The following is a 26,083-nucleotide window of genomic DNA, read 5'->3' as shown; positions in this document are numbered from 1 at the left end:
ATTCGCTCGTCATCCAGCCGCTGCCGTCCCCCCGACGCTAACCGCCCAGGGGAACCTCCGCGCGGCGTGCGGAGCGGCCGCGGTGCCGGAGTCCGGCTCTCCGCCGACGTCGCTCAGCTCAGGTCGGGGATGCGCCAGTCGATCGGGGCGTGGCCCTGCGCGGCGACCGCGGCGTTTATCTGGGTGAAGGGCCGGGAGCCGAAGAACAGCTTCGCCGACAGCGGCGAGGGGTGCGCACCCTGCACCACGGCATGCCGCTCCTGGTCGATCAGGGGCAGCTTCTTCTTGGCGTAGTTCCCCCACAGCACGAAGACGGCCGGGTCGGGCCGGGCGGCGACCGCGCGGATCACCGCATCGGTGACCTTCTCCCAGCCCTTGCCCTTGTGGGAGTTGGCCTCGCCCTCGCGGACGGTGAGGACGGCGTTCAGCAGCAGTACGCCCTGCTGGGCCCACGGCATGAGATAGCCGTTGTCCGGAATCGGGTGGCCCAGCTCTTCCTTCATCTCCTTGTAGATGTTCCGCAGCGACGGCGGCGTCTTGACTCCGGGCCGGACGGAGAAGCACAGGCCGTGCCCCTGCCCCGCGCCGTGGTACGGATCCTGGCCGAGGACGAGGACCTTCACCCGGTCGTAGGGCGTGGCCTCCAGCGCCGCGAAGACCTCCTCACGGGGCGGGTAGACCGGGCCGCTGGCCCGCTCCTGCTCGACGAAGTCGGTCAGCTCCTTGAAATAGGGCTTCTCCAACTCTTCGCCGAGGACGCCGCGCCAGGACTCGGGCAGCATGTCGGTCACCACGTCAACAACCTCCGGTGTACGTTCCGTTCTCGTTCCCAGAACCTACCGGCGACCACTGACAACGCCGCCCTCCGGGCCGTGCTCCCCACCCTGATCGGACACCGCGCGCACCGAGCTCATCCCGAGCACCGAGCACCGAGCACCGAGCACCGAGCACCGAGCACCGAGCACCGAGCACCGAGCAATGGTACGGCCGGAACGTAGCGCCCATGAGTCGGGCGAGGACAGCCCGGCCGACCCCGCCGACCCGGAAGATCCCCCCGTACCGAGTGTGATGCCGGCCCCGAGGGACCGGCATCACGGACTCCGCTCCTGGAGCGCACACCCGATCAAGGCCATTCGAGCAATCAAGGCCCTTCGAACCCCGCCCCGCCGTCAGACTCCGGCGTTCAGACCCCGGCGTTGAGGAACAGCCCGCCGTCGACGACGAGCGTCTGCCCGGTGATCCAACCCGAGGCGTCGGAGAGCAGGAAGGCCGCGGCCCCGCCGATGTCCTCCGGGACGCCGAGCCGCGCCATCGGATAGCCGGCCGCCGCCTCCGCCTCGCGGTCCTCGTACAGCGCGGCCGCGAACTTGGTCTTGATCACCGCGGGCGCGATGGAGTTGACCCGCACCACCGGCGCGAACTCGTGGGCGAGCTGGAACGAGAGGTTCACCATCGCGGCCTTGCTCATGCCGTACGCGCCGATGAACGGCGAGGCGTTGAGGCCGGCGATCGAGGCGATGTTGACGATCGCGCCGCCGTTGTCCTTCTGCCAGGCGTGCCAGGTGCGCTGCGCGAAACCGAGCGCCGAGACCACGTTGGTCTCGAACACCTTGCGCGCGACGCCCAGGTCGAGGTCGGCGATGGGGCCGAACACCGGGTTCGTACCGGCGTTGTTGACGAGGTAGTCGACGCGCCCGAAGGCTTCCATCGCGCGCTCCACGGCGACGGCCTGGTGGGCCTCGTCGTGCGCCTTGCCGGCGACGCCGATCACCCGGTCGGCGCCGAGCTTCTCGACGGCCTCCTTGAGGGCGTCCTCGTTGCGGCCGGTGATGCACACCCGGTCGCCGCGGGCCACCAGCGCCTGGGCGATGCCGTAGCCGATGCCACGGCTGGCGCCCGTGACGAGCGCCGCCTTGCCGGAGGGCTCGGGGAGCCCGCTGTCCTGCTCGGTCATGTCCTGTACTCCTGAGGTCGGTGGGGCGGTCAGTTGAGCGGGCCGCCGGCGACGTACATGACCTGGCCGGAGACGAAGCCGGCCGCCTCGCCGGTGAAGAAGGCGATGGCGTTGGCGATGTCCTCGGGACGGCCGACGCGCTGCACCGGGATCTGGGTGGCGGCCGCGGCCTGGAATTCCTCGAAGTCCATGCCGACACGCTCGGCGGTGGAGGCCGTCATGTCGGTCACGATGAAGCCGGGGGCGACGGCGTTGGCGGTGACGCCGAACTTGCCGAGTTCGATGGCGAGCGTCTTGGTGAAGCCCTGCAGGCCGGCCTTGGCGGTCGAGTAGTTGGCCTGACCCCGGTTGCCGAGCGCGGAGCTGGAGGAGAGGTTGACGATCCGGCCGAACTTGGCGTCCACCATGTGCTTCTGGCAGGCCCGCGACATCAGGAACGCACCGCGCAGGTGGACGTTCATGACGGTGTCCCAGTCGGTGTCGCTCATCTTGAACAGCAGGTTGTCGCGGAGCACGCCCGCGTTGTTGACGAGGACGGTCGGCGCGCCGAGCTCGGCCGCGATCCGCTCGACCGCCGCCTCCACCTGCGCCGAGTCCGAGACGTCACAGCCGACGGCGAGGGCCTTGCCGCCGGCCGCGGTGATCTTCTCGACGGTGTCCTTGCAGGCCGCCTCGTCAAGGTCGAGTACGGCGACGGCGCGGCCTTCGGCGGCCAGGCGGACGGCGGTGGCCGCGCCGATACCGCGGGCCGCGCCCGTGACGATGGCGACGCGCTGCTCGGTGGTGGACATGCGGGTTCTCCTCACCCTCGAAACCTCGACAAGCGGTCCGCCGCACCGATCCCGAAGGTGAGCAACCGCTTAGTAGCTTCAGCAGGGCTGACGCTAGAAGCCCGGCCACCCGCTGTCAACGCCCCACGGGCGCGCCGTTGCCCACCTCACCTGGGGCGCGAAGCGCCCGCCCCGGCGCGATCCGGTCGCGAAGCCCGCCCGGCCCCCACCCCAACCCACACCAGCCCACTCCCCTACCCCGTATCCCCCTCCCCCCTATGCCCCTTTCCCCCGCACCTGGCGCCTCCATGGCGTCCGCCTCAGCGCACCAGCAGCTCCAGCAGCCGTTCCGTCTCGGCGGCGGGGTCCGTGGTCAGGCCCGTGTGGACCGGTCCGGGCTGGACGATGGTGCTGCGCGGCGCGATCAGCCAGCGGAACCGGCGTCCCGCGTCGTCCCCCGCCGCCTGCCCGGCCCGTTCGCCGCCGAGGCAGATCCCTTCGACGGCGTCCAGCGCGGCCCGTACCCCGGCTACGTCAACGGTGGGATCCAGGGCCAGCAGCCGGGCCTCGTCCAGATGCGTCCGGGCCTGGACGAAGCGACGGGCGTGGCAGTAGACGACCACCCCGGCATTGATCATCTCGCCGCGCTCGACCCGGGGCACGACCTTCAGCACGGCGTACTCGAAGACATCCCGCCCGTTGTGCAGACCGCTCACTTCACTGCCCTCCGCGTCAGCTTTCCCGCCAGCCACTGCGGCGCCCGCGACGGCTCGTCCTTGCTGCGCTCCCCGATGGTGAGGTGGTCACCGACCGTCCGGGAGCGGGCGAGCAGTGTCGTCACGTATGCCCGGCGCAGCGCGTCCGGCGAGTCGAAGCCCGGCTCGTCGACCAGCCATTCGTCCGGTACGTCGGCCGCGATCTCGGTGAGGAGTTCCTCGGTGATCAGTGGCGCGAATTCGTCGGCCGCTGCCGCGAGGTCGGGGCCGAACGTGGCCAGCACGTGATCGGAGGCGTCGTAGGGCTTGGTGGCGGCCTTCTCGGCGCTGGGCCAGTTGTGGTGCCAGATCATCGTGGCGCCGTGGTCGATCAGCCACAGTTCGCCGTGCCAGACCAGGAGGTTGGGATTGCGCCAGGAGCGGTCGACGTTGTTGATCAGCGCGTCGAACCACACCACGCGCCCCGCCTCACGAGAGGTCACCTCGAAAGCGAGCGGGTCGAATCCGAGCGATCCGGGGAGGTAGTCCATCCCGAGATTCAGTCCCCCGCTGGCCTTGAGCAGCTCCTGGACCTCCTGGTCGGGCTCGCTCAGACCGATCACGGGGTCGAGCTGCATGGTGACCAGCTCCGGCACCCGCAGGCCGAGCCGCCGGCCCAGCTCCCCGCAGATGATCTCGGCGACCAGCGTCTTGCGGCCCTGCCCCGCGCCGGTGAACTTCATGATGTACGTACCGAGATCGTCGGCCTCGACGATCCCCGGGAGCGAGCCGCCCTCACGCAAGGGCGTGACGTAGCGGGTCGCTGTGACTTCGGTCAGCATTTTCCCAGGCTATCCGGCCGCCGAGCTTCACGATCCACGGCGCGGGTCGAACCCCTGCTCCTCAGTGGGACTCGGCCTCGCGCCGCCGGGACCTGGTGGTCGGTGAAGTTCAGAGGGACTCGTTCAGAGGGGCTCGTTCAGGGAGGTCTCCGTCTCCCGAGTCGGAACCCGGCGCCCCTCGCCGGATCGGGCCGTGCCGGACGGCGCGCCGGTCCGCCTGCCCGTCACCAAGGCGGCGAGCAGCGCCGCCGCCACCAGGAGCAGGGCCGCGGTGGCGAAGGCGCGAGCGTACCCCTCGGCGGCGGTTGTCGCCGAGGCCGCGACCGTGGCGAGGGCCGCGAGGCCGAAGGCGCCGCCGGTCTGGCGGGAGGCGTTGAGCAGGCCGGAGGCCATGCCCGCCTCGGCCGGGGCGACCCCGCTCGTCGCCGCCGTACCGAGAGGGACGAAGCACAGGCCGATGCCCACGCTCGCGATCAGGGAGGGCACCAGAACCGCGGTCACGAACGGCGCTCCCGGAGCCACGGCGAGCGCGAACCATGCGAAGCCGGCCGCCCCGACGAGTCCCCCGGCCGCCAGAACCGTTCCCTCGCCGAAGCGTGCCACGGCGCGGGGCGCCAGCAGCGAGCCGACGACGACGCCCGCGCAGAAGGGGAGGAAGGCCAGCCCGGCCCGCGTAGGCCCGTACCCGAGGAGGTTCTGCATCGAGAGGGAGGTGAAGTAGAAGGCGGCGAACTGGCCGGACGACATCAGCAGCGCGAAGAGGTTCGCGGCGAGAACGGGGCGCTTGGCGAGCAGCCCGAGTCGCAGCAGCGGCTGTCGCACCCGCCGCTCGACCAGGACGAAGGACGTGAGCAGCAGCACGGCGAGGGCGAGCGTGCCGAGGGTGACGGGGGAGTCCCAGGCGTACGTCTGCGTACGTACGAGGCCGAGCACGAGCAGTGACATGCCCGCGGTGATCAGCAGCGCGCCCGCCGCGTCCAGCTTGGGCCGCACGCCGCCGAGGAAGCGGTCCGCCGGCACGGCGCGCGGGGTGGCCGCCAGGGCGAGCAGGACTACGGGCACGTTGATCAGCATCACGGCGCGCCAGCCGAACGCGTCGGTCAGCAGGCCGCCCGCGAGCACCCCGACCGCGCCGCCGACCGCCCCGGCCATGCCCCACAGGCCGAGGGCGCGGGCGCGTGCGGTGCCCTGGTAGGTGACCGTGATCAGCGCGAGGGCGACGGGCGCGAGGCCGGCGGCTCCGGCTCCCTGCACGGCGCGGGCCGCGATCAGCAGGCCGGGCCCGTCGGCCACTCCCCCGGCCAGGCTCGCGGCGCCGAAGAGGGCGAATCCGGCGACCAGGACGCGCCGCCGTCCGTACACGTCGGCGAGGCGGCCGCCGAGCATCAGCAGTCCGCCGAAGGTGAGGGCGTACGCGTTGACGACCCAGGAGAGGCCCGCGGGCGTGAAGCCCAGGTCGTCCCGCATGTCGGGCAGGGCGATGTTCACCACGGACATGTCCAGTGACACCAGGAACTGGACGGTGAGCACCACGGGCATTAACCAACGCACGTTGTTCTTATGCGAGTACGTCTGCGAGTTCGTCTGCGAGTTCGTCTGCGAGTTCGTCATGCGGCGAGACATTACTATACGCGTATAGAAAATTGGAGGGGCAGAATATGGGGGTGAGTGAGAGCAGCGGTAGGAGAGGACGCCCCCGGCGTCTGGAGACGGAGCGGATCGTCGACGTGGCCCGGCGCATCCTCGAAGAGGAAGGCGTGGGCGCGCTCTCCATGCGCCGGGTCGCCAAGGAGGTCGGCGCCACCCCGATGGCGCTGTACCACCATGTGCGCGACAAGGACGAGCTGTTGATGCTCACGCTGTCGGGCATGGCCCGGACGGTTCCCCGCCCGGAGCTGCCCGAGAACCCGCGCGAGCGCATGCTGGCCGTCTCCCTGCACATGCACGCGGTGCTGCGGGAGATGCCCTGGGTGGTGGAGGTGCTCGGCCTCGGCGACCTCACCGACAAGGGGGCGCTGTGGATGGTGGAGGCGATCGTCGACGCGGGCATCGGCTGCGGTTTGACACCCGAGGACGCGGTGAGCGCGTACCGCACGATCTGGCACTGCGTGTACGGTGATCTGGTCTACCGGCAGGCGATGGCGAAACGTGCCCAAGAGGACGACCGCAAACAGTACTTCCCCGCCATGCTGAGCGAGGCGGACGCCACGGAATTGCCCCGTCTCGCCTCGCTCGCGGGTCGCTGGACCGAGCTGACCGAGCACTACGACATCGCCCGTCAACTCGACGCGGTCATCACCGGCCTGCTCAGCCCGGGACACGGCGGAGGCCCGAACCCCGGCGAAACGCCGGCCGTCTGAACGGCTGGGCCTTCGCCCCGCCAAGCCCTGGCCGCCCCCTCACCATCTCGGCACCCGGCGCTGTCGCTTCGTCGACGGCGGCTTCCAGGTCGGCGACGGTGAGCGACGCCTGGTCGGCAGCCGACAGGTGCAGCCAAGGTGCCGGCCGCCGCGCCAGCCACATGCGTATGCGTTCCCTTCCTCAGTAGTGCTCCCGCTCGTTAGCGTGCTCATTTCCCTTGGCGTTCCCGTTCCCGTTCCCGTTCCCGTTCCCGTTCCCGTTCCCGTTCCCGCTCCCGTTCCCGCTCGCACTCGCACTCTCGCTCGCAACTTCGTCCCGCACGGGCACGCCCGTAATCCCGACCTCATCTCGGAGGACAGCACCTTGGCCGACCACACCCCCAACGACGACCCCACCCCCAACAACGACCCCACGCCCAACTCCGACGCCTTCCCGCGACAGTTCGCGCGCAGCCGCCGCTTCTCTCTCGGTGTGCCACGGCACTTCACCGTCTCCCCCGACGGCCGGCGGATCCTCTTCGTCCGTACGGGGTCGGGCACGGACGCGGTGGGCCGGCTGTGGCAGTACGAGGACGGTGCGGAGCGGTTGCTCGCCGATCCGGTGGCTCTGGTGGGTGGGGGCGGGGGGCCCGTGCCCGAGGAGGAGCGGTTGCGCCGGGAGCGGGCACGTGAGCGGTCCGGCGGGGTGGTGGCGTACGCGGCCGACAGCGCCGCCGAGTTGGTGACCTTCGCGCTGTCGGGCGCCCTGTGGGCGGTGCGTACGGATGACGGTGCGCCGTTCTCCGTGCCGGCGGCCGGACCGGTGGTCGATCCGCGCCCCTCTCCCGACGGCCGGCACATCGCCTATGTGAGCCGCCGCTCCTTCCACGTCGTCGGGCTCGACGGCACCGACTGCCAACTGGCCCGCGCCGAGGGCCCGGAGATCACCTACGGGTTGGCCGAGTACACGGCCGCCGAGTCGATGGGCCGCTTGCGCGGCTACTGGTGGGCGCCGGACAGCCGCCGGGTGTTGGTGGCCAGGGTCGACACCACACCGGTCCAGCGGCGTTACCTCAGCGATCCGGCGGACCCGGCCAAGCCGCCGCAGGCGATCCGCTATCCGGCGGCGGGCACCGCCAACGCCGAGGTCACCCTCCACGTGCTGTCCCTGGACGGCGAACGCGTCGAGGTCCGGTGGGGCCGTGCGGCGTACGAATACGTCGCCGACGCCGGCTGGGACGCGCACGGGCCGCTCGTCGCCGTGCAGAGCCGCGACCAGCGCACCCTGCGCACGCTCGCGGTCGATCCCGCGACCGGCACCACCGAGGTGCTGCACGAGCGGGCCGATCCGGCCTGGGTGGAGCTCATTCCCGGCACACCGGCGCGTACGGCGTCGGGCGCCCTGGTACTGCCCGAGGACGCGGGTGACACCCGCCATCTGACCGTCGGCGGGCACCGGGTGACCCCGGAGGGGCTGCAATTGCGGCAAGTTCTCGGCGTCGAGGGCGAACAGGTGCTGTTCACGGCGAGCGACGACCCCGTCGAGACCCATGTGTGGCGTTACGAGCCGGGCCGGGGCATCCGCCGACTGAGCGGGGAGCCCGGCACGTACGCGGGCGTGGCGCGTGGCGGGACGGTGGTCCTGGCGGGGCTGACACCGCGCGGCGGTGTGGTGAGCGTGGTGCGGGAGGCGGATGCGGAAGGCGGGGCGGAGAGGGGCGCGGGAGGAGGCTCGGGGAGAGGCTCGGTGGTGAGTGGTGGCGCGCCGGTCGGGGCCCCGGTGGGGGTACCGGTCGGGGTCCCAGTGGGTGTCCCGGTGGAGGTCCCGGTGGAGGTCCCGGTGGAGGTCCCGGTGGAGGTCCCGGTGGGAGTCATCGCCTCGCTGGCCGAGGAGCCTGTGGTCGATCCGCGTCCTGTCCATCTCACGCTCGGGAAGAGGAAGTTGCGCGCCGCCCTCTACCTTCCCTCGTGGCACCGGGAGGGCGCGGGCACGCTTCCCGTACTGCTCGACCCGTACGGGGGCCCCGGGATGCAGATCGCGGTGCGGGCGCGTGGGTGGTTCGCGTGCGTCTCCCAGTGGTTCGCCGAGCAGGGCTTCGCGGTACTCGTGGTGGACGGGCGCGGGACGCCCGGTCGGGGCCCGGCCTGGGAGAAGGCCGTTCATGGCGACCAGCTCACGCCCGCGCTGGAGGACCAGGTGGACGCGTTGGCGGCGGCGGGGGCCCGGTTCCCGGAGCTGGATCTGGGGCGGGTGGCGATCCGGGGGTGGTCGTTCGGCGGATATCTCGCGGCGGCGGCCGTGCTGCACCGCCCCGATGTCTTCCACGCGGCGGTCGCCGGCGCCCCGCCCACCGACATGCGGCTGTACGACACCCACTGGAAGGAGCGGTATCTGGGCCACCCGGACGAGCGGCCGGAGAACTACGCGCGCTCCTCTCTGACGGGCAAGGGGCATCTGCTGCGCCGCCCGCTTCTGCTCGTCCACGGGCTGGCGGACGACAACGTCGCGGCGGCACACACCCTGCGCTTCTCGGCCGAACTGCTCGCGGCGGGCAGGCCGCACAGCGTGCTCCCGCTGCCCGGCGCGACACATGCGCCGTCCGACGAACGCGTCAACGAGAACCTGCTGCGCTTTCAGCGCGACTTCCTGGTCGAGGCGTTGGGACCGGTGGGGAAGCGGGTGGGGGTTGGCGTGAGGGTGGGGACGCGTTGAGCGGGACCTGAGTGAGTGTTCCGGTGACTTCGGTGGAGCGGGAGGGGGAGCGGGAGCGGGAGCGGGAGCGGGAGCGGCGGAGCGTACGGAGCGGGAGTGACGGGCTGCTGTGGACGGCCGGCGACCGGGCACTCTTCCGGGCGCGGCAGGTTCGATTCCGGTGGTCGAACCCTGCCGCCTTCCGCCCGGAGTTGAACGCACGCGACCGCCCGCCCGTATGGACAAGCGCAACGTCCATGGCCCACCTGCCCGCCGTTCAGCCCGGACCGCATCCGGGAGGCACGCGACAGGAGGGCTCCGGGTGGCGGATGTCGCGGCACGTCGTCCCGCTCGTATCAGCCGACGACCGGCCGCCGGCCACCCACCGAAGGCACCAGGAACCGGAGGCACACCATGGCTCGGCAGACAACGTCACAGCGCATCGACGCGGCGGCTACGAGGGTGGACGGCAACGCCGACGAGCAGGTGGACGGGAGGACGACCCGCCGGGCAGCGAGCGGCGGACAGGCGGAGCCCGCGAGGCGTACGGCGGCCGCCGAAGGTGCGGTGACCACCGAAGGTGCGGCGGTAACCGAAGGTGCGGCGGTAACCGGCGGCAGGGAAGGCCCGACGGCCGTGCCGGCCATACCGGCTGCGGAAGTCACCGAGACCACGGAGCGCGGGAAGCCGACCGACGGCGCGGGTACGGAGGGTGCGTGCGGCAAGCGGGGTACGGCCCGAGAAACCGTGGCCGTAGTGGCGGGCGGGAAGGCGGCCGGAGCAACCGTGGCGGGCCGGAAGGCTGAGGCGAGCGGCCACGGACGGCGCTGTACGAGCCGGCGGGCGGTCGTCGCGGCGGTGGGCGCGGCCGGACTCACCGCCGCCCTCGCGGCCTGCGGCGGCTCCATGGACAGCGGTGCCGGCCAAGGGGACGAACCGGCGGCCGGCGGATCGGGCGGCTCCGGGGAAGGTGACATCGACGCCACCACCGGGAGCGGAGGGAGCGCCGGGAATGCGGGCGCCACAGGAGGCGAGGGCACCGCCGGGGGCGGAGGCGATGGGCTGGCGAAGACCTCGGAGATCCCCAAGGGCGGCGGCAAGATCTTCAAGGCTCAGAAGGTCGTGGTCACGCAGCCGCAGGACGGGGAGTTCAAGGCGTTCTCAGCGGTCTGCACCCATTCGGGCTGCCTCGTCGGCGAGGTCTCCGGCGGCACCATCAACTGCATGTGTCACGGCAGCAAGTTCGACATCACCGACGGCAGTGTGAAGGAGGGGCCCGCGACCAGCGCGTTGGCGCCTGCCAAGGTGAACGTCAAGGGAGGCTCGGTCACCACCGCCTGACCGTGCGGCCACCCGGCCGCCCACTGGGGCCGGAGCCCCGGCACGGCTGTCACAGGCGCCGCTCAGGCCGCTGGCGACACTCTGTGAAGAATGCCAGAGAGCTCAGCTTCAGCCCCCCGTCCTCGTTCGCGGGCGACAGCCCCCGACCGGTCTCACCACGGTGACGGCGAGCGGGAACGCCACGCATCATGGAGCGTAAGGGGATCTGTCGGGGTGGCACGACAAACGGATGGGCACAGCGAGAGCTGTGCCCATCCGTGACCGGTATGGGAGGTGGTGGCGCAGGGTAGAGCGGGATCATGCCCCACATCCCCCTGGCCGGAGAAGCGCTGCGATGGGTGCTGACGGCCGTCGACCATACGGCGGAGTTAGCGGCCGCACTTCGCATCCACCCGAACGACGCCGCGACCCGCACGAGGGCGACAGCGCTCGGCATCGATCCGCGTGCCTTCGGGCCTGCGGAGTTCGACGCCGTCGCCAGTCGGCTGGCACCGCTGGACCAACTGATCGCGGCCGTCCCGCCAGATGCCGACGGGATGCGGTGGCGCTACCTGGACGACGCCGTCCTGTTCCGCTGCGAGAGGGAAGTACCCACGCCCTTTGACGAGTTCACCGCGCGCCTCGACATCAGCCGAGTGATCGGTCTGACCAGCGGCTACATTGCCGGCTGTACGAATGTCCAAGCACGCGACGAGTCCGGAAGGCCGATGTGGCAGCTCGAACGCAGCATCAGCCGGGCCCAGCCCGCCTACCTCGCGCTGTCCGGCGCCGATGTACTCGACGTCTGCAAGCTGGAGACCATCGAATACGGTCCGGACGAGCAACTGCTGCGCTGGCGGCAGGTCCACAGTGCGAACGCCTCCGCGCTTCAGGACGACGGCTCGGTGTCCTTCGCCCGGTCCGGGGTCGGCACCAGAGTGACCATCTGCGCCCATCAGCAGTTCGTACTCCCCCCGTTGTGGCGGGCGATCACCCCGGTGCTGTGGCCCGCGGTCCGACGTGCCCTGGTGGAGGACGCCTACCGCAGGTCCTTCCTCACCACTTTGAACACCATCACGGCATTCGGACAGGGCAGCGCCGCGCCCACCGCGGAGTCGGCCCGAGCCGACTCCGCGCTCTGGGACGACCTCGCCAGGCTGGCTGAACCGTTAGCCGCGCTGGCCCGGTGGAGGTCGACGCGGCCTGAGTACACCGACGCTGCCGGCTTCCGCCACTTCAGGCCCGAAAGGCAGCCCCGTTGATCCCGTTCGCCACCGAGCCGCACGCGTACCCGTACGCCTTCCACATCGCCCTCGACGGCAACGGCCTGAACGGATTGGAAGGCCGCGCGGGCGTCTGCGTCTTCCGCTACGACCCGGCCACCGGCCGGTACGCGTACAAGATCGAGTACTACGACGGCATCGCCGGCGGTCATGCCGTCAGCGTCAGCCCGGACCGCTCTCTCGGGTTCCTGGGAAACACCGGCCAACACCTGCTCTTCTACGACGCCGCGACGCTCGACGAGGCCGACCGCCTCTCCACCCTGCGGATCGAGGCCACCGACTCGTCCATCAAAGGCACCACGCACATCGCCTGGCTGGGTGACCGGGAGCTCGTCGGTGCGATCGGCGAGCACCTGTGGCGGTTCGATGTCGACAAGCTCGACGCTCCTGAGCGCCTGGGCCCGCACGGGCTGAAGCTCCCCCACGCCATGAAGACCACGGCCTCCGGCCGCTACCTCGTCTACGGCGGCATGGATCACCCCGGCCGCGGCGAGGCCCGCGAGGTCGGCGTCTTCGACCTCCGCACCGGCACGGCCCGCCGCGTCGACCTACCCGCCACCTGCTGGCACGTGGCCGCCCATCCCCGCGAAGACCGGTTCTACGCCCTTTCCTTCCGCGTCCTTCCCCAGGAAGGACGCGACTGGCACGAATGGGCCATGGCCTACCTCAAGGAGTACGTCTTCGAGATCGACGCCGAACATGGACGGGTCCTGCGCCACTGGACGGCCCCTCGTGACACTCCGGCGCACATCAACTCGGACGTCTGCGTCTCCGATCGTGAACTGATCTACTGCAACGGCGGCAGCGGCACCATCGTCATGATCGACCTGGACGACCTGTCCACCCACCGGATCATCGACGAACGCCCCACCCCGCCCGATCAACTCATCGCCGGACGGCAAGCGTTGCACCAGGTGACCGACGCCTTCACCCGCGGCTCACCGGCCGCGAGCAGCAGGCACTTCCTCGGCGCGCTGCGGGTCTCGCGCGGAACCCTGCTCGATTCGGTCTACGCCTGCCAGCTCTCCGCCGACCAGACCCTGCTGTTCACCGCCAACCGTGGACTCAACTCCATCACCGTCTACGACTACCCCGCCAACACGGTCCGCCTGCGGGTGCGCATGCCAGAGCTGCGGCAGTACGTCGACGGCCTCCCCTGGTGGCACGACCCACGACTCGGCTTCCACCACAGCACGCTGATCTCCCCTTCTTGACGCGAGCGCGAGGCCGGAGTCGTCGCCACGCACCTCGGGCGCCGGCTCGCGGGAACCAGCTCGCGGGCACCGGCTCGGAAGGCCGCGACGCGGTCGCTGAAGCAGAAGGCGCTTCGGTCCCCGCCGCCGCCAGGGCCGGCGTGGGCACCGCGAGGTGCTGCGGCTGAGACGCCGCGCGGTGTGGAATCCGCAGGTCAGCGGACGCGTCGGGGGCGTCGGGGGCGTTTCCAGCAGGCCAGGATCTCGTCGGTCCTGGTGACGGTGGCGACGAGGGCGAGGGTGTTGCGCACCATCGCGGGGGTGTAGTCGGCGGGCACGCCCGCGATGGCGTCCGCCGGGACGACGGCTGTGTAGCCGAGGTTGACCGCGTCGAACACGGCGTTGGGTATCGCCACGTTCGCCGACACGCCGGTGACGATGAGGGTGCGGCACCCGAAATTGCGCAGCAGGGCGTCCACCTCGGTGCCGGCGATCGGCGACAGGCCGTGCAGCCTGCGCACCACCAGGTCGTCCTCCGAGACCGGTATCGGGTCGGCGATGCGTACGGCGGTGGACCCGATGACCTGCTGGACGGGCAGCCGCTCGGCGGCCTTGAAGAGCCGCGCGTTGTGGTTGGCGCCGCGCCCGTCGGGACGGCGTTCGGCGACCGCGTGCAACACCTGCACTCCCGCGTCGTGAGCGGCCACGACGAGCCGGGCGATGTGGACCAGCGCACCCGAGGTGCGGACCGCGTCGGCGAGTTCGGGCAGCGCGCTGTCCGGGCCGACCACGCCGCGCTGGCACTCCACGGTGAGCAGGACCGTGGAGGCCGGGTCCAGTTGCTCCATGAGCGGCGCGTTCGGTGCGTTCGGTGCGTTCGGTGCGTTCGAAGGCATGGCGTTCCCCTTCTCGCGTATTCCGGGCCTGGCACCCTCTCCGAGGCGCGCGAGACTATCCGTCATTGCGCATGCCAGGAAGAGGCCCCATGCTTTCCTGACACCCAGTCAGGTACTGTCGCGGCCCTGGATACGGGGCCACGTAGGGCGAACGAGCGGGGAGGGCGAGGGCGATGACCGACACACAACGGCGCGGGCGCCGGATCATGATGACGCGGGCGGAACGGGACGCGTACCTGGTGGCACAGCGGACCTGCCGGGTGGCTACGGTCGGCGGCGACGGCGCGCCGCACGTCGGCGCCCTGTGGTTCGTGTGGGACGGGACGGCGCTGTGGCTGTACTCGATCACCCGCAGCAAACGCTGGGCCCAACTGCGCAAGGATCCGCGGATCGCGGTGGTCGTGGACGACGGCCACGAGTACGGGGAGCTGCGCGGGATCGAGCTGGCGGGCCGTGCGGACTTCATCGGTGAGGTGCCGCGTACCGGCGAGCCGTGCCCGGAACTCGACGCTCCGGAAAGGCTGTTCGCCTCGAAGTACTTCGGGATGGGCACGATGCCGCACGACGGCCGGCACGCTTGGCTGCGCCTGACGCCGGAGTCCCTCACCTCCTGGGACTTCCGCAAGCTCCCGGGGTGATGCGGGGCCGGGCGGCTTCGCGGGGCTGAGTGGCTTCGCGGGGCCGGGGTGCATGGTGTGGCCGGGCTGCACGGTGGGGCCTGTCGGGCCTGTGGCATGCAGGGCCTGTCGGAATGGCGGGACGGGCCTGTGGACGGCGGACGGCGGACGGCTGGCGAGGGAAGCGCGCTACGGGCGACGGGCCGGCAGGACGGCGACGGTACTGACAGGGCGGCGACGCGTATCGATGCGGCTGAACGGAGCCCGCGACCGGAGCCGGGACCCGGCCGGGTGCCTGGAAGTGATCGCGATGTCAGTGGTCTCTGCGAGAGTGGGTGGGGTCAGCCGTTCTCCACCGCACGGGTGCGGGAGCGGGCCGTTCCGGCCGCCACGGGCCGGGCGCCGACGAGGACGAAGGAGATCCGGTGAACGTGCTCTTCCCCGCGCTGCGCGACGCGTCGCCCGCACCCGCGTTGCGTTTCGGCGACCGCGCGCTCAGTTACCGCCAACTCGCCGCGGTGGCCGCCCCGCTCGCCGAGCGGATCGGCGGCGAGAGCCGGATCGCGGTCTGGGCGACCGCGACGCTCGAAACCTCGGTCGCGGTCGTCGCCGCGCTGCTCGCCGGGGTGCCGGCCGTCCCGGTGAACCCGAAGACCGGCGAGAGCGAACTGGCCCACATCGTGGCCGACAGCACGCCCACGCTCGTCCTGGCCGAGCCCGACGCCGAGCTGCCGGACGCCCTCGCCGCCCTTCCCCGCCTCGATGTGGACGCCACCCCGCCACCCGAGGACAGCCCCGCCCCCCTCCTCCCTTACGAGCCCGATGACGAGTCACCGGCCCTGATCGTCTACACCTCCGGGACCACCGGGCCGCCCAAGGGCGTCGTCCTCCCCCGGCGCGCCATCGCCCGCACGCTGGACGCCCTGGAGGACGCCTGGCAGTGGACCGCCGACGACGTCCTCGTCCACGCCCTGCCGCTCTTCCACGTCCACGGCTTGATCCTCGGCATCCTCGGCCCGCTGCGCCGCGGCGGCAGCGTCCATCACCTGGGGCGTTTCCGGACCGACGCCGTGGCGCGCGAGCTGTCCGCGGACGGCACGATGCTGTTCGGCGTTCCGACGATGTACCACCGGCTGGCCGTCGAAGCCGGCCGCGACCCGGCGCTGGCGAAGGCGCTCTCCCGGGCCCGGCTGCTGGTCTCCGGTTCGGCGGCGCTACCGCTGACGGACCACGAGCGGATCGCGGCGGCATCCGGCCGCAGGGTGATCGAGCGCTACGGCATGACCGAAACGCTCATGAACACGAGTGTGCGGGCGGATGGTCCGGATGCCGCGGGGACGGTCGGGGTGCCGCTGCCGGGGGTGTACGTCCGCCTCGTCGACGACGCGGGGGAGACCATCCGGACGAGCGACGGCGAGACGGTGGGCGAGATCCAGGTCCGCGGCCCGAACCTCTTCCAGGAATACCTCAACCGGCCCGACGCCACCGCCGCCGGCTTCGACGGAGGCTGGTTCCGCACGGGCGACATGGCGATCCGCGATCCCTCGGGGAACTACCGCATCGTCGGCCGCAAGGCGACCGACCTGATCAAGAGCGGCGGCTACAAAATCGGCGCGGGCGAGATCGAGAACGCCCTCCTCGCACATCCGGGCGTCGCCGAGGCCGCCGTCACGGGCGAGCCGGACGAGGATCTGGGCGAGCGGATCACCGCCTGGATCGTGGCCGAAGGCGGCCCGGACACCGGGCCACCACCCTCCGGCCAGGAACTCGCCGACCATGTCGCCCGCCAACTGGCCCCACACAAACGGCCTCGTACGGTCCACTTCGTGGACGCCCTGCCGCGCAACGAGATGGGGAAGGTCTTGAAGCGAGAACTCCGTGCGTGACAGCGAGCCCTTGGCGGGGCCTCAGGCCGAGCGTGGGACGGGAGCCGGGGCCGTTGTCCCACCGGCCGCCCCGCCGGCCGCCCGACTGACCGCCCGCGAGGTCATCGAGGCGGTGGTCGACGCCTACACCGAGCCGGCCACACCGGCGGACCCCGGAGGGCTGGTCTCCGAGGACCGTCGTCGCGTGGATGCGCCCGACGGCCCGCTCGGCTGGCAGGGCTACGACGCCTCCCGGGAACGCGCCCGCGCCCGGACCGGCGAAGACGAGTCCGTGGTCACGGCCCTGGCCACCATAGGCGGCAGGCAGGCGGTCCTCATCACCTTCGAGTTCGGATTCCTGGGCGGCTCGCTCGGCGAACACACCGGCGACCGCCTGGTGGCCGCCTACACCCTGGCCCGCGAGCGCCGCCTGCCGGTCGTCTCGCTGATCGCCACGGGCGGCAGCCGTATGCAGGAAGGCATGCGCGCGCTGACGCAGCTCCAGCGGGTGGCCGGGCAGAGCGCGCTGAACCGCGCCGCCGGGCTGCCCCAGATCGCGGTACTCCGCGATCCGACGACCGGCGGCGGCTGGGCGACGCTCGGCGCCGGCGCCGATGTCACCCTCGCCCTGCCCGGCGCCCAGATCGGCTTCGCCGGCTCCCGCGTGCGTCCCAAGGACGCCGACCCCCACGCCTACTCCGCCGAAGGCCAGCTCGCGACGGGCCACATCGACGCGATCGTCCCACCGGAGCAGCTCCGCGCCAGGCTGCGTCGGTGGCTCCAACTACTGGGCGGGGAAGGAGCGTCGGGGGATGCGGCTGATACGACTGGTGCGACTGGAGCGGGGGTGGCATCGGGGGTGGGGGCAGCGTCCGTGACGGGAGCGGCAGGGGTGGCTTCCGCCACGGGAGCGGCGTCCGCGACAGGTCCTGCGGGAGCGGCTTCCACGACGGGCCCTGCCGGGGCAGCGCCGCAGCCGGCGTTCGGGCCGGCTCCGGAGCCGGCGCCTCCGCCGTACGCGTGCGGCTCTCACGCCCTGCCGGAGACCGGCTGGGAGGCGGTCGTCCGCGCTCGTGACGCCCGCCGGCCGCGCGCGGAGACGTATCTGCACGCGTACTTCGACAGTTGGGAGGAGCTCAGCGGCGACCGGTGCGGCGGCGTCGACCCCGGGATGCGCTGCGGCTTCGGCCGTCGTGACGGCCGCACGATCGCGTTCGCCGCCCAGTGCGGCACGGCCACCCGCCCCGCCGGCTTCCGGACCGCCGCCCGCCTGATCCGTCTCGCCGACCGGCTCGGCATTCCCGTGCTCACGCTCGTGGACACACCCGGCGCCGCCAACGACCCGGAGGCCGAGCGCGCCGGTGCCGGGGCGGCCATCGCCGACACGTTCGCCGCCATAGCTTCGGCTCGCGTGCCCGTCACGTCGCTGCTCATCGGCGAAGGCGGTTCGGGAGGCGCTCTCGCCCTCGCCGCACCGGACCGGCTCTGGGCGACCCCCGACAGCTACTTCTCCGTGATCGCCCCGGAACTGGCCGCCGCCATCCTCAAGCGCGACGACCAGCAGGTGCGGTCCACCGCCGACCAACTTCACCTCCGCCCCCAGGACTTGCTGGACCTGGGCATCATCCGTGGCATCGTCCCACCGGCCTGAGACCCGGACCTGCGCCTTTCCGCTCAACGACCGCATCTGTTCAGCTCAGTCGGTGGCTGAGGGATATCCCGAGGCGGCACCGGGCTACGGACGAAATACGGGTGCGCGGGGACTCCCGAGCTGACAAGCTCCGCTGGTGAATCGTGAAGAGATGTCCCGGATCGCCCACGCCGGCCACCCGATAAAGTCCCCGCTCGACGACGACTCCGTGCGCCGCCTACTGGAACGGAGCCTCCCACGCGGCGACGAGCGTGTGCTCGACCTCGGTTGCGGCGGTGGCGAATGGCTCCTGCGCGCCCTGACCCTCCATCCGAAGGTGCACGCCGAGGGCGTCGACATCTCCGAGGGCGATCTCGTGCGGGCCCGCGAGGACGCGAGCCGCCTCGGTGTCCAAGACCGCCTCGAACTCCACCACCAGGAAGCCGGGGAGTTCACCTCCCCGGATCCGTTCGACCTCGTGCTGAGCGTCGGGTCCGCGCACGCCTTCGGCGGCCTGCTCCCCACTCTGGCCGCGGCCCGCAAGCACCTGGCTCCCGGCGGCCGCGTCCTGATCGGTGACGGCTTCTGGGAGAGCGAGCCCTCCCCGGAGGCCGTCGAGATGCTCGGCGACTTCGCCGACCTGGCGACCACCGTGGACCGCGTCGTCGCCGCGGGATGGACGCCCGTCCACGGGCACGTCAGCACCCGGCGCGAGCTGGACGACTACGAGTGGGCCTGCTGGGGCTCGTTGGCCGAATGGGCCTTGGACCGTCCCGCGCATCCGGACAGCCCGCAGGCGCTCGCTATGGCCGCCACGCGCCGCACCGAATGGCTGCGCGGCTACCGCGACTCCTTCGGCTTCCTCAGCATGGTCCTGCGCCGGACGTCCGACTGACCACTGGCGGACAAGCGGTCGACGCCCGGCCCGGGCGCCGACCGCACACGTCCCGACGGGGACCAGGGCGACGCCCCCAGCACCACCCTGGTCCCCGCCCCCGGCGCTGCCGCCCACCTCGCCGCTGCCGTCCACCGTGCCGTCCACCGTCCAGCGCCTGCCGCCTGCCGCCTGCCGCCTGCCGCCTGCCGCAGAGCCCTATCGCAGAGCCTTACCGCGCCCAGGGAGCGTAGGCGTCCCTCCCTGCATCACCAGCCCGGCCGCCTCAGCAATCGACAACCCCCTGGCCCGCCTTCCGCAGGGCGTCGACGGCGGCGCGTATCGAGGGTCTGCGGTCGGCGTCCGCGCGCCAGATGGCGTAGACATGGCGGCGCATCGTGTGACGTACGGGGACCACGCTCACTCCGTCCGGCACCGGACCGCGCCCGAGGCGCGGGGCCACCGCGACACCCAGGCCGGCCGCGATGAGGGCGAGTTGGGTGTGGTGTTCCTCGGCCATGTGCGCGATACGCGGCTCAACTCCCTTGCTGCGCAAGGTGAACATCAGCCATTCCTGGCAGAACTCCCCCTGCGGCCACGAGATCCACTCGTCGTCCGCGAAGTCCTCCAGCTCCACGGACCGCCGGTCGGCCAGCCGGTGGTCCGCCGGCATCGCCACATCGGCCGGGTCGTCGAGCAGCGGAGCCTTGGCCAGCCCTTCGGGGAGCGGCAGCGGCCGGTTGTACCAGTCCAGGACGACCGCCAGGTCGACGTCACCCCGCATCACGCGCCGCACGGATTCGTCCGGCTCCAGCTCCGTCAGCCGCGCGCGAAGCTGCGGATGTTCGGCACGGAGACTGACGAGCGCGGCCGGGAAGAGACCCCGCGCTGCGGTGGGAAACGCGCTCAGCCGCAGCTCGCCGACCGGCTGCCCGCGATGCGCCTCCAGGTCGGCCTGCGCCAGCTCGACCTGGGACAGGATGCGCGCCGCGTGGTCCGCGAGCAGCCGGCCCGCGTCGGTCAGCCGCACTCCGCGCCCGTTCTTGGCCAGCAGTTGCTGTCCGGTCTCCCGCTCCAGCTTGGCGATCTGCTGCGAGACGGCCGAGGTGGTGACGTGCAGCGCGTCGGCAGCGGCGCTCACCGAGCCGTGGCGGGCGACCGCACTCAGCGTCCGTAGGCGATCGAGGTTCAACATGTAAGGAATGCTACGCGATACCGTGGACAAATATTCGCTTGTGCTACGCAGTCTTCGAGCCTCATCGTAGACATCATGAGCCCCACCACCAGCGCAGCGACCGTCTCCGCTGCCCCCGCCTCCCCGCCTGACGCCGCCTCCCCGACCGCTGTCGCCACGACCCGGGCCGGCAGTACGGTCCCGGCCGCACCCGGCACCGGCAACGGCACCGCCCGCCGACGGACGCTGGGTTGGCCGATCCGCTTCGCCCTTCTCTCCCTGGTCTGGGGCTTCAGCTTTCTGTTCATCAAGGTCGGCACCCAGAGCTTCGCGCCGTTGCAGGTCACTCTGGGCCGGGTCGGATTCGGCGCGGCGGCCTTGGTGATGATGCTCGTGATCAAGCGGGAGCGGCTGCCGCGGTCGGCCCGGACCTGGGCCCATCTGACGGTCGCCGCGTTTCTCCTCAACGCCCTCCCCTTCTCCCTCTTCGCCTACTCCGAGCTGACGATCCCGTCGACCCTGGCCGGCATCTGCAACGCCACCTCTCCGCTGTGGGGCATGGCGCTGTCGGTGGTCGCGCTCTCGGAGGACCGTCCCACCCGGCGCCGGGTGGCGGGGCTGGGGATCGGTTTCCTGGGCGTGCTCACCGTGCTGGGCGCCTGGCAGGGCTTCGCCGGTACGGACGCGGCGGGCACGGCGATGGCGCTCGGCGCCTCCCTCAGCTACGCCGTCGGCTGGATCTACGTCCGCCGCACTCTGGCGGGCGCAGCGGACTCCCACCTCTCCATGTCCAGCGCCCAACTCCTGCTCGCCACCGTGCAACTCGCCGTCGTGACTCCCCTGTTCACCTCCCTGCCGACCGCCTACCCGATCGTCCCGCTGCTCGCCGTCCTGGCGCTCGGCGCCCTGGGCACCGGCGTCGCCTTCCTCCTGCAGTACGGGCTGGTCGCCGAGATCGGCCCCACGACGGCCCAGATGGTCACCTACTTCATCCCCGTGATCGCCACCACCGCCGGCGTGACGCTCCTGAACGAGCACCTGAGCTGGAACACACCGGTCGGCGCCCTGATCATCCTCGCCGGCGCCGCCCTCACCCAAAGCAAGCCCCGCACCGGCGGCCGGACCCTTAGGGCCCGTCGGACCGCCCCCTGACCCGAGGCGAGCAAGGCGACCCGAGGCAAGGCGAGGCGAGGCGGTTGGCCCCAGCCTCGCCTCGCGTCGGCTGCTCGGGCCAGGCCCCCATCGCCCCCTCCCCTCCCCCCCTCCCCCGCGGCCCGGCCCGGCAGCCGCCACGGAGTCCGGAGCCCCTGCCGCCCGGCAACCACCTACGAACGGTGCCCCTACGGCTCGACGACCTCACCGCCCTGCCACGCCTGCCCCTGCGGCTCGGTGATCCGTCGGGCGGTGCTCCAGCGGGGGCGATGCTCCGGCGGCACGGCACCCCCCCCCAGCTCGGCGCTCCAGCAGGCTCTGACACGTCAGCGCCCCCTCCCCCTCTCCCTCCCCCCGCCGCCCCCGCCACCCCCACCTACCCCGCAAGCCCGACGCCCCGACGCGGCCACCACCCCAGTCGGCCGCCCAACTCGGCCACCCCACCGAGCCCCCTGCCAGGCGGCTCCGCCTCCGAGCAGCTACCGGGCGCCCTCACTCGTATCTTCGCGGCCCTCCCGCCCCCACCCCCGTAGCCGACGCGACGGCATCTGCCATGGGTTGGATGTCTTCATCCCTCATCCCCGACACGGTGATGCGTATGCCCGGTGGGGATTGCAGGCGGAAGCGGGCTCCCGGGGCCACGGCCCAGCCGGAGTGCAGGAGCCGGGCCACCGCGCCTGTTTCGTCCGGGACGGGCACCCAGACGTTCATGCCGCTACGCCCGCGCGACCGCACCCCTCTGTCCGCGAGCGCGTGTATCAGGGCGTCCCGCCGACGGCCGTACGCTCCGGCGATTGCCTTCGGTTCGATCGCGGAGGTCCGCCACAGGTGAGCGACCGTGTCCTGGAGGAGATGGCTGATCCAGCCTGGCCCGAGCCGCTGCCGGCCACTGACCCGGTCGACGGTGACGGCGTCGCCGGTCAGCACGGCCAGACGCAGGTCCGGGCCATAGGCCTTGGCCGTGGAGCGCACCAGCGTCCAGTGCTCGGTGACCCCGGAGAGTGGTTGGAGAGGCAGATCGACGATTCCGTGACCGTGGTCGTCCTCGATGAGGAGCACATCGGGGTGGTCGGCCAGTACGGTGCGGAGTTCGGTGGCCCGGGCACGGCTGACGGCCGCCCCCGTGGGGTTCTGCGCCCGGGCGGTGACGACGGCGGCCCGGGCGCCCCCGTCGAGCGTCCGCGCCAACTGCTCGGGCAGCGGCCCCTCGTCGTCAACTCCGACCGGCGCGGCACGCAGACCGAGGGCCGGAATGAGGTCCAGCAAGCTCCCCCACCCCGGGTCCTCCACGGCCACGGAGTCGCCGGGCCGCAGATGCGCGGCCAGGACTCTCTCTATGGCATCGAGGGCGCCGCTGGTCACGGCGACCGGCGCTTCCGGCACGCCGTCGGCGGCGAAGGCCGAGCGGGCCAGTGCCGCGAGGTCGTCGTCGACGGCGGGGGTGCCGTAGAGCACGGGGCGACGAGCGCTGCGTGCCGCGGCCTCGGCGAGTGCCCGCTCCAGCGGCGGCAGCAGAGCCGGGTCGGGATTGCCGTCGGAGACGTCCCGGACCCCTGGCGGCACCTCCACCCGCAGGGCCTCCCGCGAGGTGCTCGCGGGCCGCGGCCGCACACGACTGCCACGCCGGCCCGCCGTTTCGATCACACCGCGATCGCGCAGCGTGCGGTAAGCGGCCGCGACCGTATTCGGATTGACTTCCAGATAGACGGCCAACTCCCTTAGCGGGGGCAGGACTTCGCCCGGTTGGAGCTCGCCCGCACCGACGGCTCGCTCGACGCTGGCGGCAATCTCCGATGCGCGCCGCCCTTCGATCCGATACTCTCCTAGCACAAACTTGATTATGCACTAGTGCAATGGAGATTGCAATGGCACGAGACGAGTCATCCGCACCGGCCGAGTCACCGGTCGAGTCGTACGCACCGACCGAGCGCACGGTCCCCACCCGCGCCCGCGAGCGCGCCGCCTACGACCACGAGACGGTGCACGCGATTCTCGACGCGGGATACCTCTGCCATCTGGGCTTCGTGCGCGACGGCGCCCCGGTCGTCCTGCCCACGCTCTACGGCCGCGTCGGCGACCGCCTCTACCTGCACGGTTCGACGGGCGCACGCGCGCTGCGGATGGCCGGCGAGGCACCGGACCCGGGCCTTGAGGTCTGTGTCACCGTCACCCACGTCGACGGCCTGGTCCTGGCCAGGTCGGCCTTCCACCACTCCATCAACTACCGCTGCGTCGTGGTCCACGGCACCGCACATCAGGTCACCGACGCCGCGGAGAAGGCGGCCGCTCTCGACGCCCTCGTCGACCACGTCGTGCCCGGCCGCGCCGCGGACTCCCGGCCCGGCAACGCCAAGGAACTGGCGGCCACCGCCGTGATCCGCCTCGATCTGCGCGAGGTCTCCGCCAAGCTCCGCACCGGCGGCCCCAACGACGAGCCCGAAGATCTCGCGCTGCCCTACTGGAGCGGAGTCCTCCCCGTCGCTCCGGTATACGGCGCCCCGATACCGTCCGGCGATCTGGCACCCGGCACCGCCGAGCCGCCCTACCTCGCCGCCCTCTCCGAGCGCTGAGGAGGCCCGGTGCTGATTCATCCCTGGGATGCGCCGAAGGACGAGGCCGAGTGGGCAGACTGGCTCGCCGCGCACGACTTCGGGCAGCTCGCCGCCAACGGACCGCCCGGTGAGGCACCGATCGTCCAGCCGCTCCACTTCGCCTACGACGCGGCCCGCCGCGAGGCCGTCACGCACCTGGCCCGCCCCCACCCGATCTGGGATGCGCTGGAGGAGCGGCCGACGGTTCTGCTGAGCGTGGTGGACGACTACGCCTTCATCCCCGGGCCCTGGCAGGCGGATGAGGGCCAACCGCCCGAGCACGGTGTGCCCACGAGCTTCTACGCCGCCGTGCAACTGACCTGCACGGCGCACATCGTGGACGACCCGGAGGCCAAGGCAGCGCTGCTGCGACGGCAGGTGGGCCACTTCCAGCCGAACGGCGGCTCGGCTCCGGTCGCCGCCGGCGAGGCGCCGTACGGGCGGCTGCTGTCCGGCATCCGTGGGCTCCGGCTGGAGGTGCGGGAGATACGCGCGAAATTCAAGTACGCGGGCAAGCGGAGCGAGGCCGTCCAGCGGCGCATCTCGGAGCGCCTCGCCGAGCGGAACGGCCCCGGGGACGCGGCGGCCCGCCGCCATCAGCACAGACGCCTGTCAGGCGCGGGATCCGCTCCGGCGGAGGGCTGACCGGCCAACCAGGTCACGGGTGGGCAATCAGGCCGTGGGTGGACAACCAGGCCGTGGGTGGACAACCAGGTCGCGTACGAGCAACCAGCTCGCGGGCGGACGGCCGACGCGCGGGCCAGGCGGGCAGCCGGCCAGGCGGAGCCGGGGCGGCGGGCGGCGGGCGGCGGGCGGGGCCACCGTCCCCCGCCAGCCTGGGCGGCGGGCGAGACACCGTCCCCCGCACCCACCATCCCCACCACCCGTTGAGCACGAGGACGGGGATCAGCGACTACGCGCCGCCCCTCGACGCCTACTGCTCCTCGTCCACCGCCCCCGTACCAGGTGCCGGCACCCCGTCCACGGTCGGCACCAGCACCTCATCCCCCTCGGCACGCCCCTCCCCACCAACGCCCCCGACCGCCCCGGACAGCGAAACGTCCAGCCCCGCCACCTGCGGCATCGGCTCCGGCTCCGGCTTCTGCTTCAGCCCCGTCTCCGCCTGCGGCTCTGCCTTCGACTCCCGCTTCGGCTTCGGCTTCGGCTCCGGCTTCGCCGACTGTGCGATGAAGGCGCCCACGAGTACCACCACACCCCCCACGATCTGCGGTGCCGCGAGATGCTCGCCCAGCAGGATCCAGGCCAGCACCGTGGCGATGACCGCCTCCAGGCACGCCACCACGCCCGCCACCTGCGGCGAGAGCCGGCGGATCGACACCACGCCGGTCAGGTAGGCGGCCACCGTCGCGATCAGCACGATCCAGGCGAGGAGCACCACGGCGGGGACCTGCGTGCCGTTCATGTCGGCACTGCCGCCGAGGACCGACCACCGCATGCCCCAGGGGCGGGCTATCAGCGTGAGGACGACGGCCCCGATGAGCAGTCCGTAGGCGATCACGCCGAGCGGGTCCGCCGCGTCCTCGTCGCCGCCGCCCTGGTCGGACAGCACGAAGTAGCCGACCTGGCAGCAGGCCGCGCCGAGCGCGAGCGCGAGACCGATGACGTCGAAGCTCAGACCGGACCACACCTGCACGACGCAGGCCAGACCGCCGACCGCCAGGACGACACCGACGGCCGCGGCGCGGGTGACCGGCTGTTTCTGGACGAAGCGCACCCAGCCCAGTACGAGGGCGGGGGCGAGGTATTCGATGAGCAGCGCGACGCCGACCGGGATGCGGGAGATCGAGGCGAAGTAGCAGGCCTGCACGCCGGCGACGGCGAGCAGGCCGAAGCCGGCGAGCAGGGCGGGCTTGCGGCGCGGCAGGTCTCGGTGGCGCCAGGCCAGGGGCAGCATGACCAGCGCCGCGCCGACCACCCGTAGCCAGGTGACGTGCAGCGGTTCGAGGCCCGCCGCGATCAGCGGTTTGGCGGCGACGCCCGAGCCGCCGAAGGCGAGGGCGGAGAGCAGCGCGATGGCGAGGCCGGCGCCGCGGCTCCGGTCGCCGCCACCGCGTGCCGGGGGGGGGGGAGGGGGGGGGGGGGGGGGGGAGGGGGGAGGGGGGGGGGGGGGTACGCGGCGGTTGGGGGAATGGGCGGGGGCGCCGAAGGCAGGCGCATCTGGTTATCCGGACCACC

Annotated in this window: 22 protein-coding genes; 12 read left to right on the top strand and 10 right to left on the bottom strand. The window is 72.1% G+C overall.

Annotated features, from left to right (window positions below; translation table 11 throughout):
- Positions 1-113: 113 nt before the first annotated feature.
- The 6 genes from ACZ45Z_RS27265 to ACZ45Z_RS27240 form a co-directional block, all read right to left on the bottom strand.
- Positions 114-782: a uracil-DNA glycosylase gene (locus ACZ45Z_RS27265; RefSeq protein WP_468367911.1), complete on the bottom strand. Its 669-nt coding sequence runs from the start codon at positions 780-782 to the stop codon at positions 114-116.
- 401 nt (positions 783-1,183) lie between these two features.
- The gene (locus ACZ45Z_RS27260) at positions 1,184-1,954 is read right to left on the bottom strand and encodes an SDR family oxidoreductase (protein WP_468367608.1); all 771 of its coding nucleotides are present in this window, start codon (positions 1,952-1,954) and stop codon (positions 1,184-1,186) included.
- A 29-nt stretch (positions 1,955-1,983) separates the two neighbouring features.
- Positions 1,984-2,745 (bottom strand): 3-oxoacyl-ACP reductase FabG, encoded by a 762-nt coding sequence (gene fabG, locus ACZ45Z_RS27255; protein ID WP_468367605.1) that lies wholly within the window; start codon positions 2,743-2,745, stop codon positions 1,984-1,986.
- 299 nt (positions 2,746-3,044) lie between these two features.
- A complete protein-coding gene (locus ACZ45Z_RS27250) occupies positions 3,045-3,440 on the bottom strand; it encodes a DUF3037 domain-containing protein (RefSeq protein WP_468367602.1) in 396 nt (131 codons plus the stop codon).
- Positions 3,437-4,261: a HipA family kinase gene (locus tag ACZ45Z_RS27245; protein ID WP_468367598.1), complete on the bottom strand. Its 825-nt coding sequence runs from the start codon at positions 4,259-4,261 to the stop codon at positions 3,437-3,439. Before ACZ45Z_RS27245 ends, ACZ45Z_RS27250 begins: the two co-directional genes overlap by 4 nt.
- 123 nt (positions 4,262-4,384) lie before the next feature.
- A complete protein-coding gene (locus ACZ45Z_RS27240; RefSeq protein WP_468367595.1) occupies positions 4,385-5,872 on the bottom strand; it encodes an MFS transporter in 1,488 nt (495 codons plus the stop codon).
- Positions 5,873-5,919: 47 nt separating this feature from the next.
- On the opposite strand from ACZ45Z_RS27240, the gene ACZ45Z_RS27235 reads away from it, so the two are divergent.
- From ACZ45Z_RS27235 to ACZ45Z_RS27215, 5 genes are all read left to right on the top strand, one after another.
- Complete coding sequence (locus ACZ45Z_RS27235; protein ID WP_468367592.1) at positions 5,920-6,621, top strand: TetR/AcrR family transcriptional regulator; 702 nt, start codon at positions 5,920-5,922, stop codon at positions 6,619-6,621.
- A gap of 364 nt (positions 6,622-6,985) precedes the next feature.
- Positions 6,986-9,313: a S9 family peptidase gene (locus tag ACZ45Z_RS27230; protein WP_468367589.1), complete on the top strand. Its 2,328-nt coding sequence runs from the start codon at positions 6,986-6,988 to the stop codon at positions 9,311-9,313.
- A 393-nt stretch (positions 9,314-9,706) separates the two neighbouring features.
- A complete protein-coding gene (locus tag ACZ45Z_RS27225) occupies positions 9,707-10,633 on the top strand; it encodes a Rieske (2Fe-2S) protein (RefSeq protein ID WP_468367586.1) in 927 nt (308 codons plus the stop codon).
- Positions 10,634-10,932: 299 nt separating this feature from the next.
- Positions 10,933-11,874 (top strand): hypothetical protein, encoded by a 942-nt coding sequence (locus ACZ45Z_RS27220; protein ID WP_468367583.1) that lies wholly within the window; start codon positions 10,933-10,935, stop codon positions 11,872-11,874.
- On the top strand, positions 11,871-13,109 hold the full coding sequence (locus ACZ45Z_RS27215; RefSeq protein WP_468367580.1) for an NHL repeat-containing protein: 1,239 nt from the start codon (positions 11,871-11,873) through the stop codon (positions 13,107-13,109). Before ACZ45Z_RS27220 ends, ACZ45Z_RS27215 begins: the two co-directional genes overlap by 4 nt.
- Positions 13,110-13,303: 194 nt before the next feature.
- On the opposite strand, the gene ACZ45Z_RS27210 is transcribed toward ACZ45Z_RS27215, so the two are convergent.
- Positions 13,304-13,984 carry an isochorismatase family protein gene (locus tag ACZ45Z_RS27210; RefSeq protein ID WP_468367578.1) on the bottom strand — a complete coding sequence of 227 codons (681 nt, stop codon included), beginning with the start codon at positions 13,982-13,984 and terminating at the stop codon, positions 13,304-13,306.
- A 173-nt stretch (positions 13,985-14,157) separates the two neighbouring features.
- Here ACZ45Z_RS27210 and ACZ45Z_RS27205 point away from each other — a divergent pair, with 173 nt between their 5' ends.
- The 4 genes from ACZ45Z_RS27205 to ACZ45Z_RS27190 all read left to right on the top strand — a co-directional run bounded on the left by ACZ45Z_RS27205 (position 14,158) and on the right by ACZ45Z_RS27190 (position 18,991).
- Positions 14,158-14,622, top strand: a complete 465-nt coding sequence (locus ACZ45Z_RS27205; RefSeq protein WP_468367576.1) for a pyridoxamine 5'-phosphate oxidase family protein — start codon at positions 14,158-14,160, stop codon at positions 14,620-14,622.
- Between the two features lie 404 nt (positions 14,623-15,026).
- Positions 15,027-16,487: an acyl-CoA synthetase gene (locus tag ACZ45Z_RS27200; RefSeq protein ID WP_468367573.1), complete on the top strand. Its 1,461-nt coding sequence runs from the start codon at positions 15,027-15,029 to the stop codon at positions 16,485-16,487.
- Between the two features lie 85 nt (positions 16,488-16,572).
- Positions 16,573-18,117: a carboxyl transferase domain-containing protein gene (locus tag ACZ45Z_RS27195; RefSeq protein ID WP_468367908.1), complete on the top strand. Its 1,545-nt coding sequence runs from the start codon at positions 16,573-16,575 to the stop codon at positions 18,115-18,117.
- Positions 18,118-18,253: 136 nt separating this feature from the next.
- Complete coding sequence (locus ACZ45Z_RS27190) at positions 18,254-18,991, top strand: SAM-dependent methyltransferase (RefSeq protein WP_468367571.1); 738 nt, start codon at positions 18,254-18,256, stop codon at positions 18,989-18,991.
- Positions 18,992-19,256: 265 nt separating this feature from the next.
- Here the strand turns inward: ACZ45Z_RS27190 and ACZ45Z_RS27185 are convergent, their stop codons facing one another.
- Positions 19,257-20,165: a LysR family transcriptional regulator gene (locus ACZ45Z_RS27185; RefSeq protein WP_468367568.1), complete on the bottom strand. Its 909-nt coding sequence runs from the start codon at positions 20,163-20,165 to the stop codon at positions 19,257-19,259.
- A 75-nt stretch (positions 20,166-20,240) separates the two neighbouring features.
- Here ACZ45Z_RS27185 and ACZ45Z_RS27180 point away from each other — a divergent pair, with 75 nt between their 5' ends.
- On the top strand, positions 20,241-21,296 hold the full coding sequence (locus tag ACZ45Z_RS27180; RefSeq protein ID WP_468367565.1) for a DMT family transporter: 1,056 nt from the start codon (positions 20,241-20,243) through the stop codon (positions 21,294-21,296).
- A gap of 492 nt (positions 21,297-21,788) precedes the next feature.
- On the opposite strand, the gene ACZ45Z_RS27175 is transcribed toward ACZ45Z_RS27180, so the two are convergent.
- Positions 21,789-23,126, bottom strand: coding sequence for an aminotransferase class I/II-fold pyridoxal phosphate-dependent enzyme (locus ACZ45Z_RS27175; protein WP_468367562.1), 1,338 nt, complete (start codon positions 23,124-23,126; stop codon positions 21,789-21,791).
- A 35-nt stretch (positions 23,127-23,161) separates the two neighbouring features.
- On the opposite strand from ACZ45Z_RS27175, the gene ACZ45Z_RS27170 reads away from it, so the two are divergent.
- Together ACZ45Z_RS27170 and ACZ45Z_RS27165 are read left to right on the top strand one after the other, a co-directional pair.
- Positions 23,162-23,866, top strand: coding sequence for a pyridoxamine 5'-phosphate oxidase family protein (locus ACZ45Z_RS27170; RefSeq protein WP_468367559.1), 705 nt, complete (start codon positions 23,162-23,164; stop codon positions 23,864-23,866).
- Positions 23,867-23,875: 9 nt separating this feature from the next.
- Positions 23,876-24,532 carry an FMN-binding negative transcriptional regulator gene (locus ACZ45Z_RS27165; protein ID WP_468367556.1) on the top strand — a complete coding sequence of 219 codons (657 nt, stop codon included), beginning with the start codon at positions 23,876-23,878 and terminating at the stop codon, positions 24,530-24,532.
- Between the two features lie 289 nt (positions 24,533-24,821).
- On the opposite strand, the gene ACZ45Z_RS27160 is transcribed toward ACZ45Z_RS27165, so the two are convergent.
- Positions 24,822-25,916, bottom strand: coding sequence for an EamA family transporter (locus ACZ45Z_RS27160; RefSeq protein WP_468367905.1), 1,095 nt, complete (start codon positions 25,914-25,916; stop codon positions 24,822-24,824).
- Between the last annotated feature and the right edge of the window lie 167 nt (positions 25,917-26,083).

This window comes from Streptomyces sp. NPDC031210 (genome assembly GCF_055570395.1).
Note: the sequence above shows the minus strand (reverse complement) of the source record. Positions and strands in the feature narration are given on the sequence as shown.

Coding starts and splice junctions, on each gene's coding strand:
- ACZ45Z_RS27265 (WP_468367911.1), bottom strand. CDS start 782: ATGCTGCCCGAGTCCTGGCGCGGCGTCCTCGGCGAAGAGTTGGAGAAG.
- ACZ45Z_RS27260 (WP_468367608.1), bottom strand. CDS start 1,954: ATGACCGAGCAGGACAGCGGGCTCCCCGAGCCCTCCGGCAAGGCGGCG.
- fabG (WP_468367605.1), bottom strand. CDS start 2,745: ATGTCCACCACCGAGCAGCGCGTCGCCATCGTCACGGGCGCGGCCCGC.
- ACZ45Z_RS27245 (WP_468367598.1), bottom strand. CDS start 4,261: ATGCTGACCGAAGTCACAGCGACCCGCTACGTCACGCCCTTGCGTGAG.
- ACZ45Z_RS27240 (WP_468367595.1), bottom strand. CDS start 5,872: ATGACGAACTCGCAGACGAACTCGCAGACGAACTCGCAGACGTACTCG.
- ACZ45Z_RS27235 (WP_468367592.1), top strand. CDS start 5,920: ATGGGGGTGAGTGAGAGCAGCGGTAGGAGAGGACGCCCCCGGCGTCTG.
- ACZ45Z_RS27225 (WP_468367586.1), top strand. CDS start 9,707: ATGGCTCGGCAGACAACGTCACAGCGCATCGACGCGGCGGCTACGAGG.
- ACZ45Z_RS27220 (WP_468367583.1), top strand. CDS start 10,933: ATGCCCCACATCCCCCTGGCCGGAGAAGCGCTGCGATGGGTGCTGACG.
- ACZ45Z_RS27210 (WP_468367578.1), bottom strand. CDS start 13,984: ATGCCTTCGAACGCACCGAACGCACCGAACGCACCGAACGCGCCGCTC.
- ACZ45Z_RS27205 (WP_468367576.1), top strand. CDS start 14,158: ATGACCGACACACAACGGCGCGGGCGCCGGATCATGATGACGCGGGCG.
- ACZ45Z_RS27185 (WP_468367568.1), bottom strand. CDS start 20,165: ATGTTGAACCTCGATCGCCTACGGACGCTGAGTGCGGTCGCCCGCCAC.
- ACZ45Z_RS27180 (WP_468367565.1), top strand. CDS start 20,241: ATGAGCCCCACCACCAGCGCAGCGACCGTCTCCGCTGCCCCCGCCTCC.
- ACZ45Z_RS27170 (WP_468367559.1), top strand. CDS start 23,162: ATGGCACGAGACGAGTCATCCGCACCGGCCGAGTCACCGGTCGAGTCG.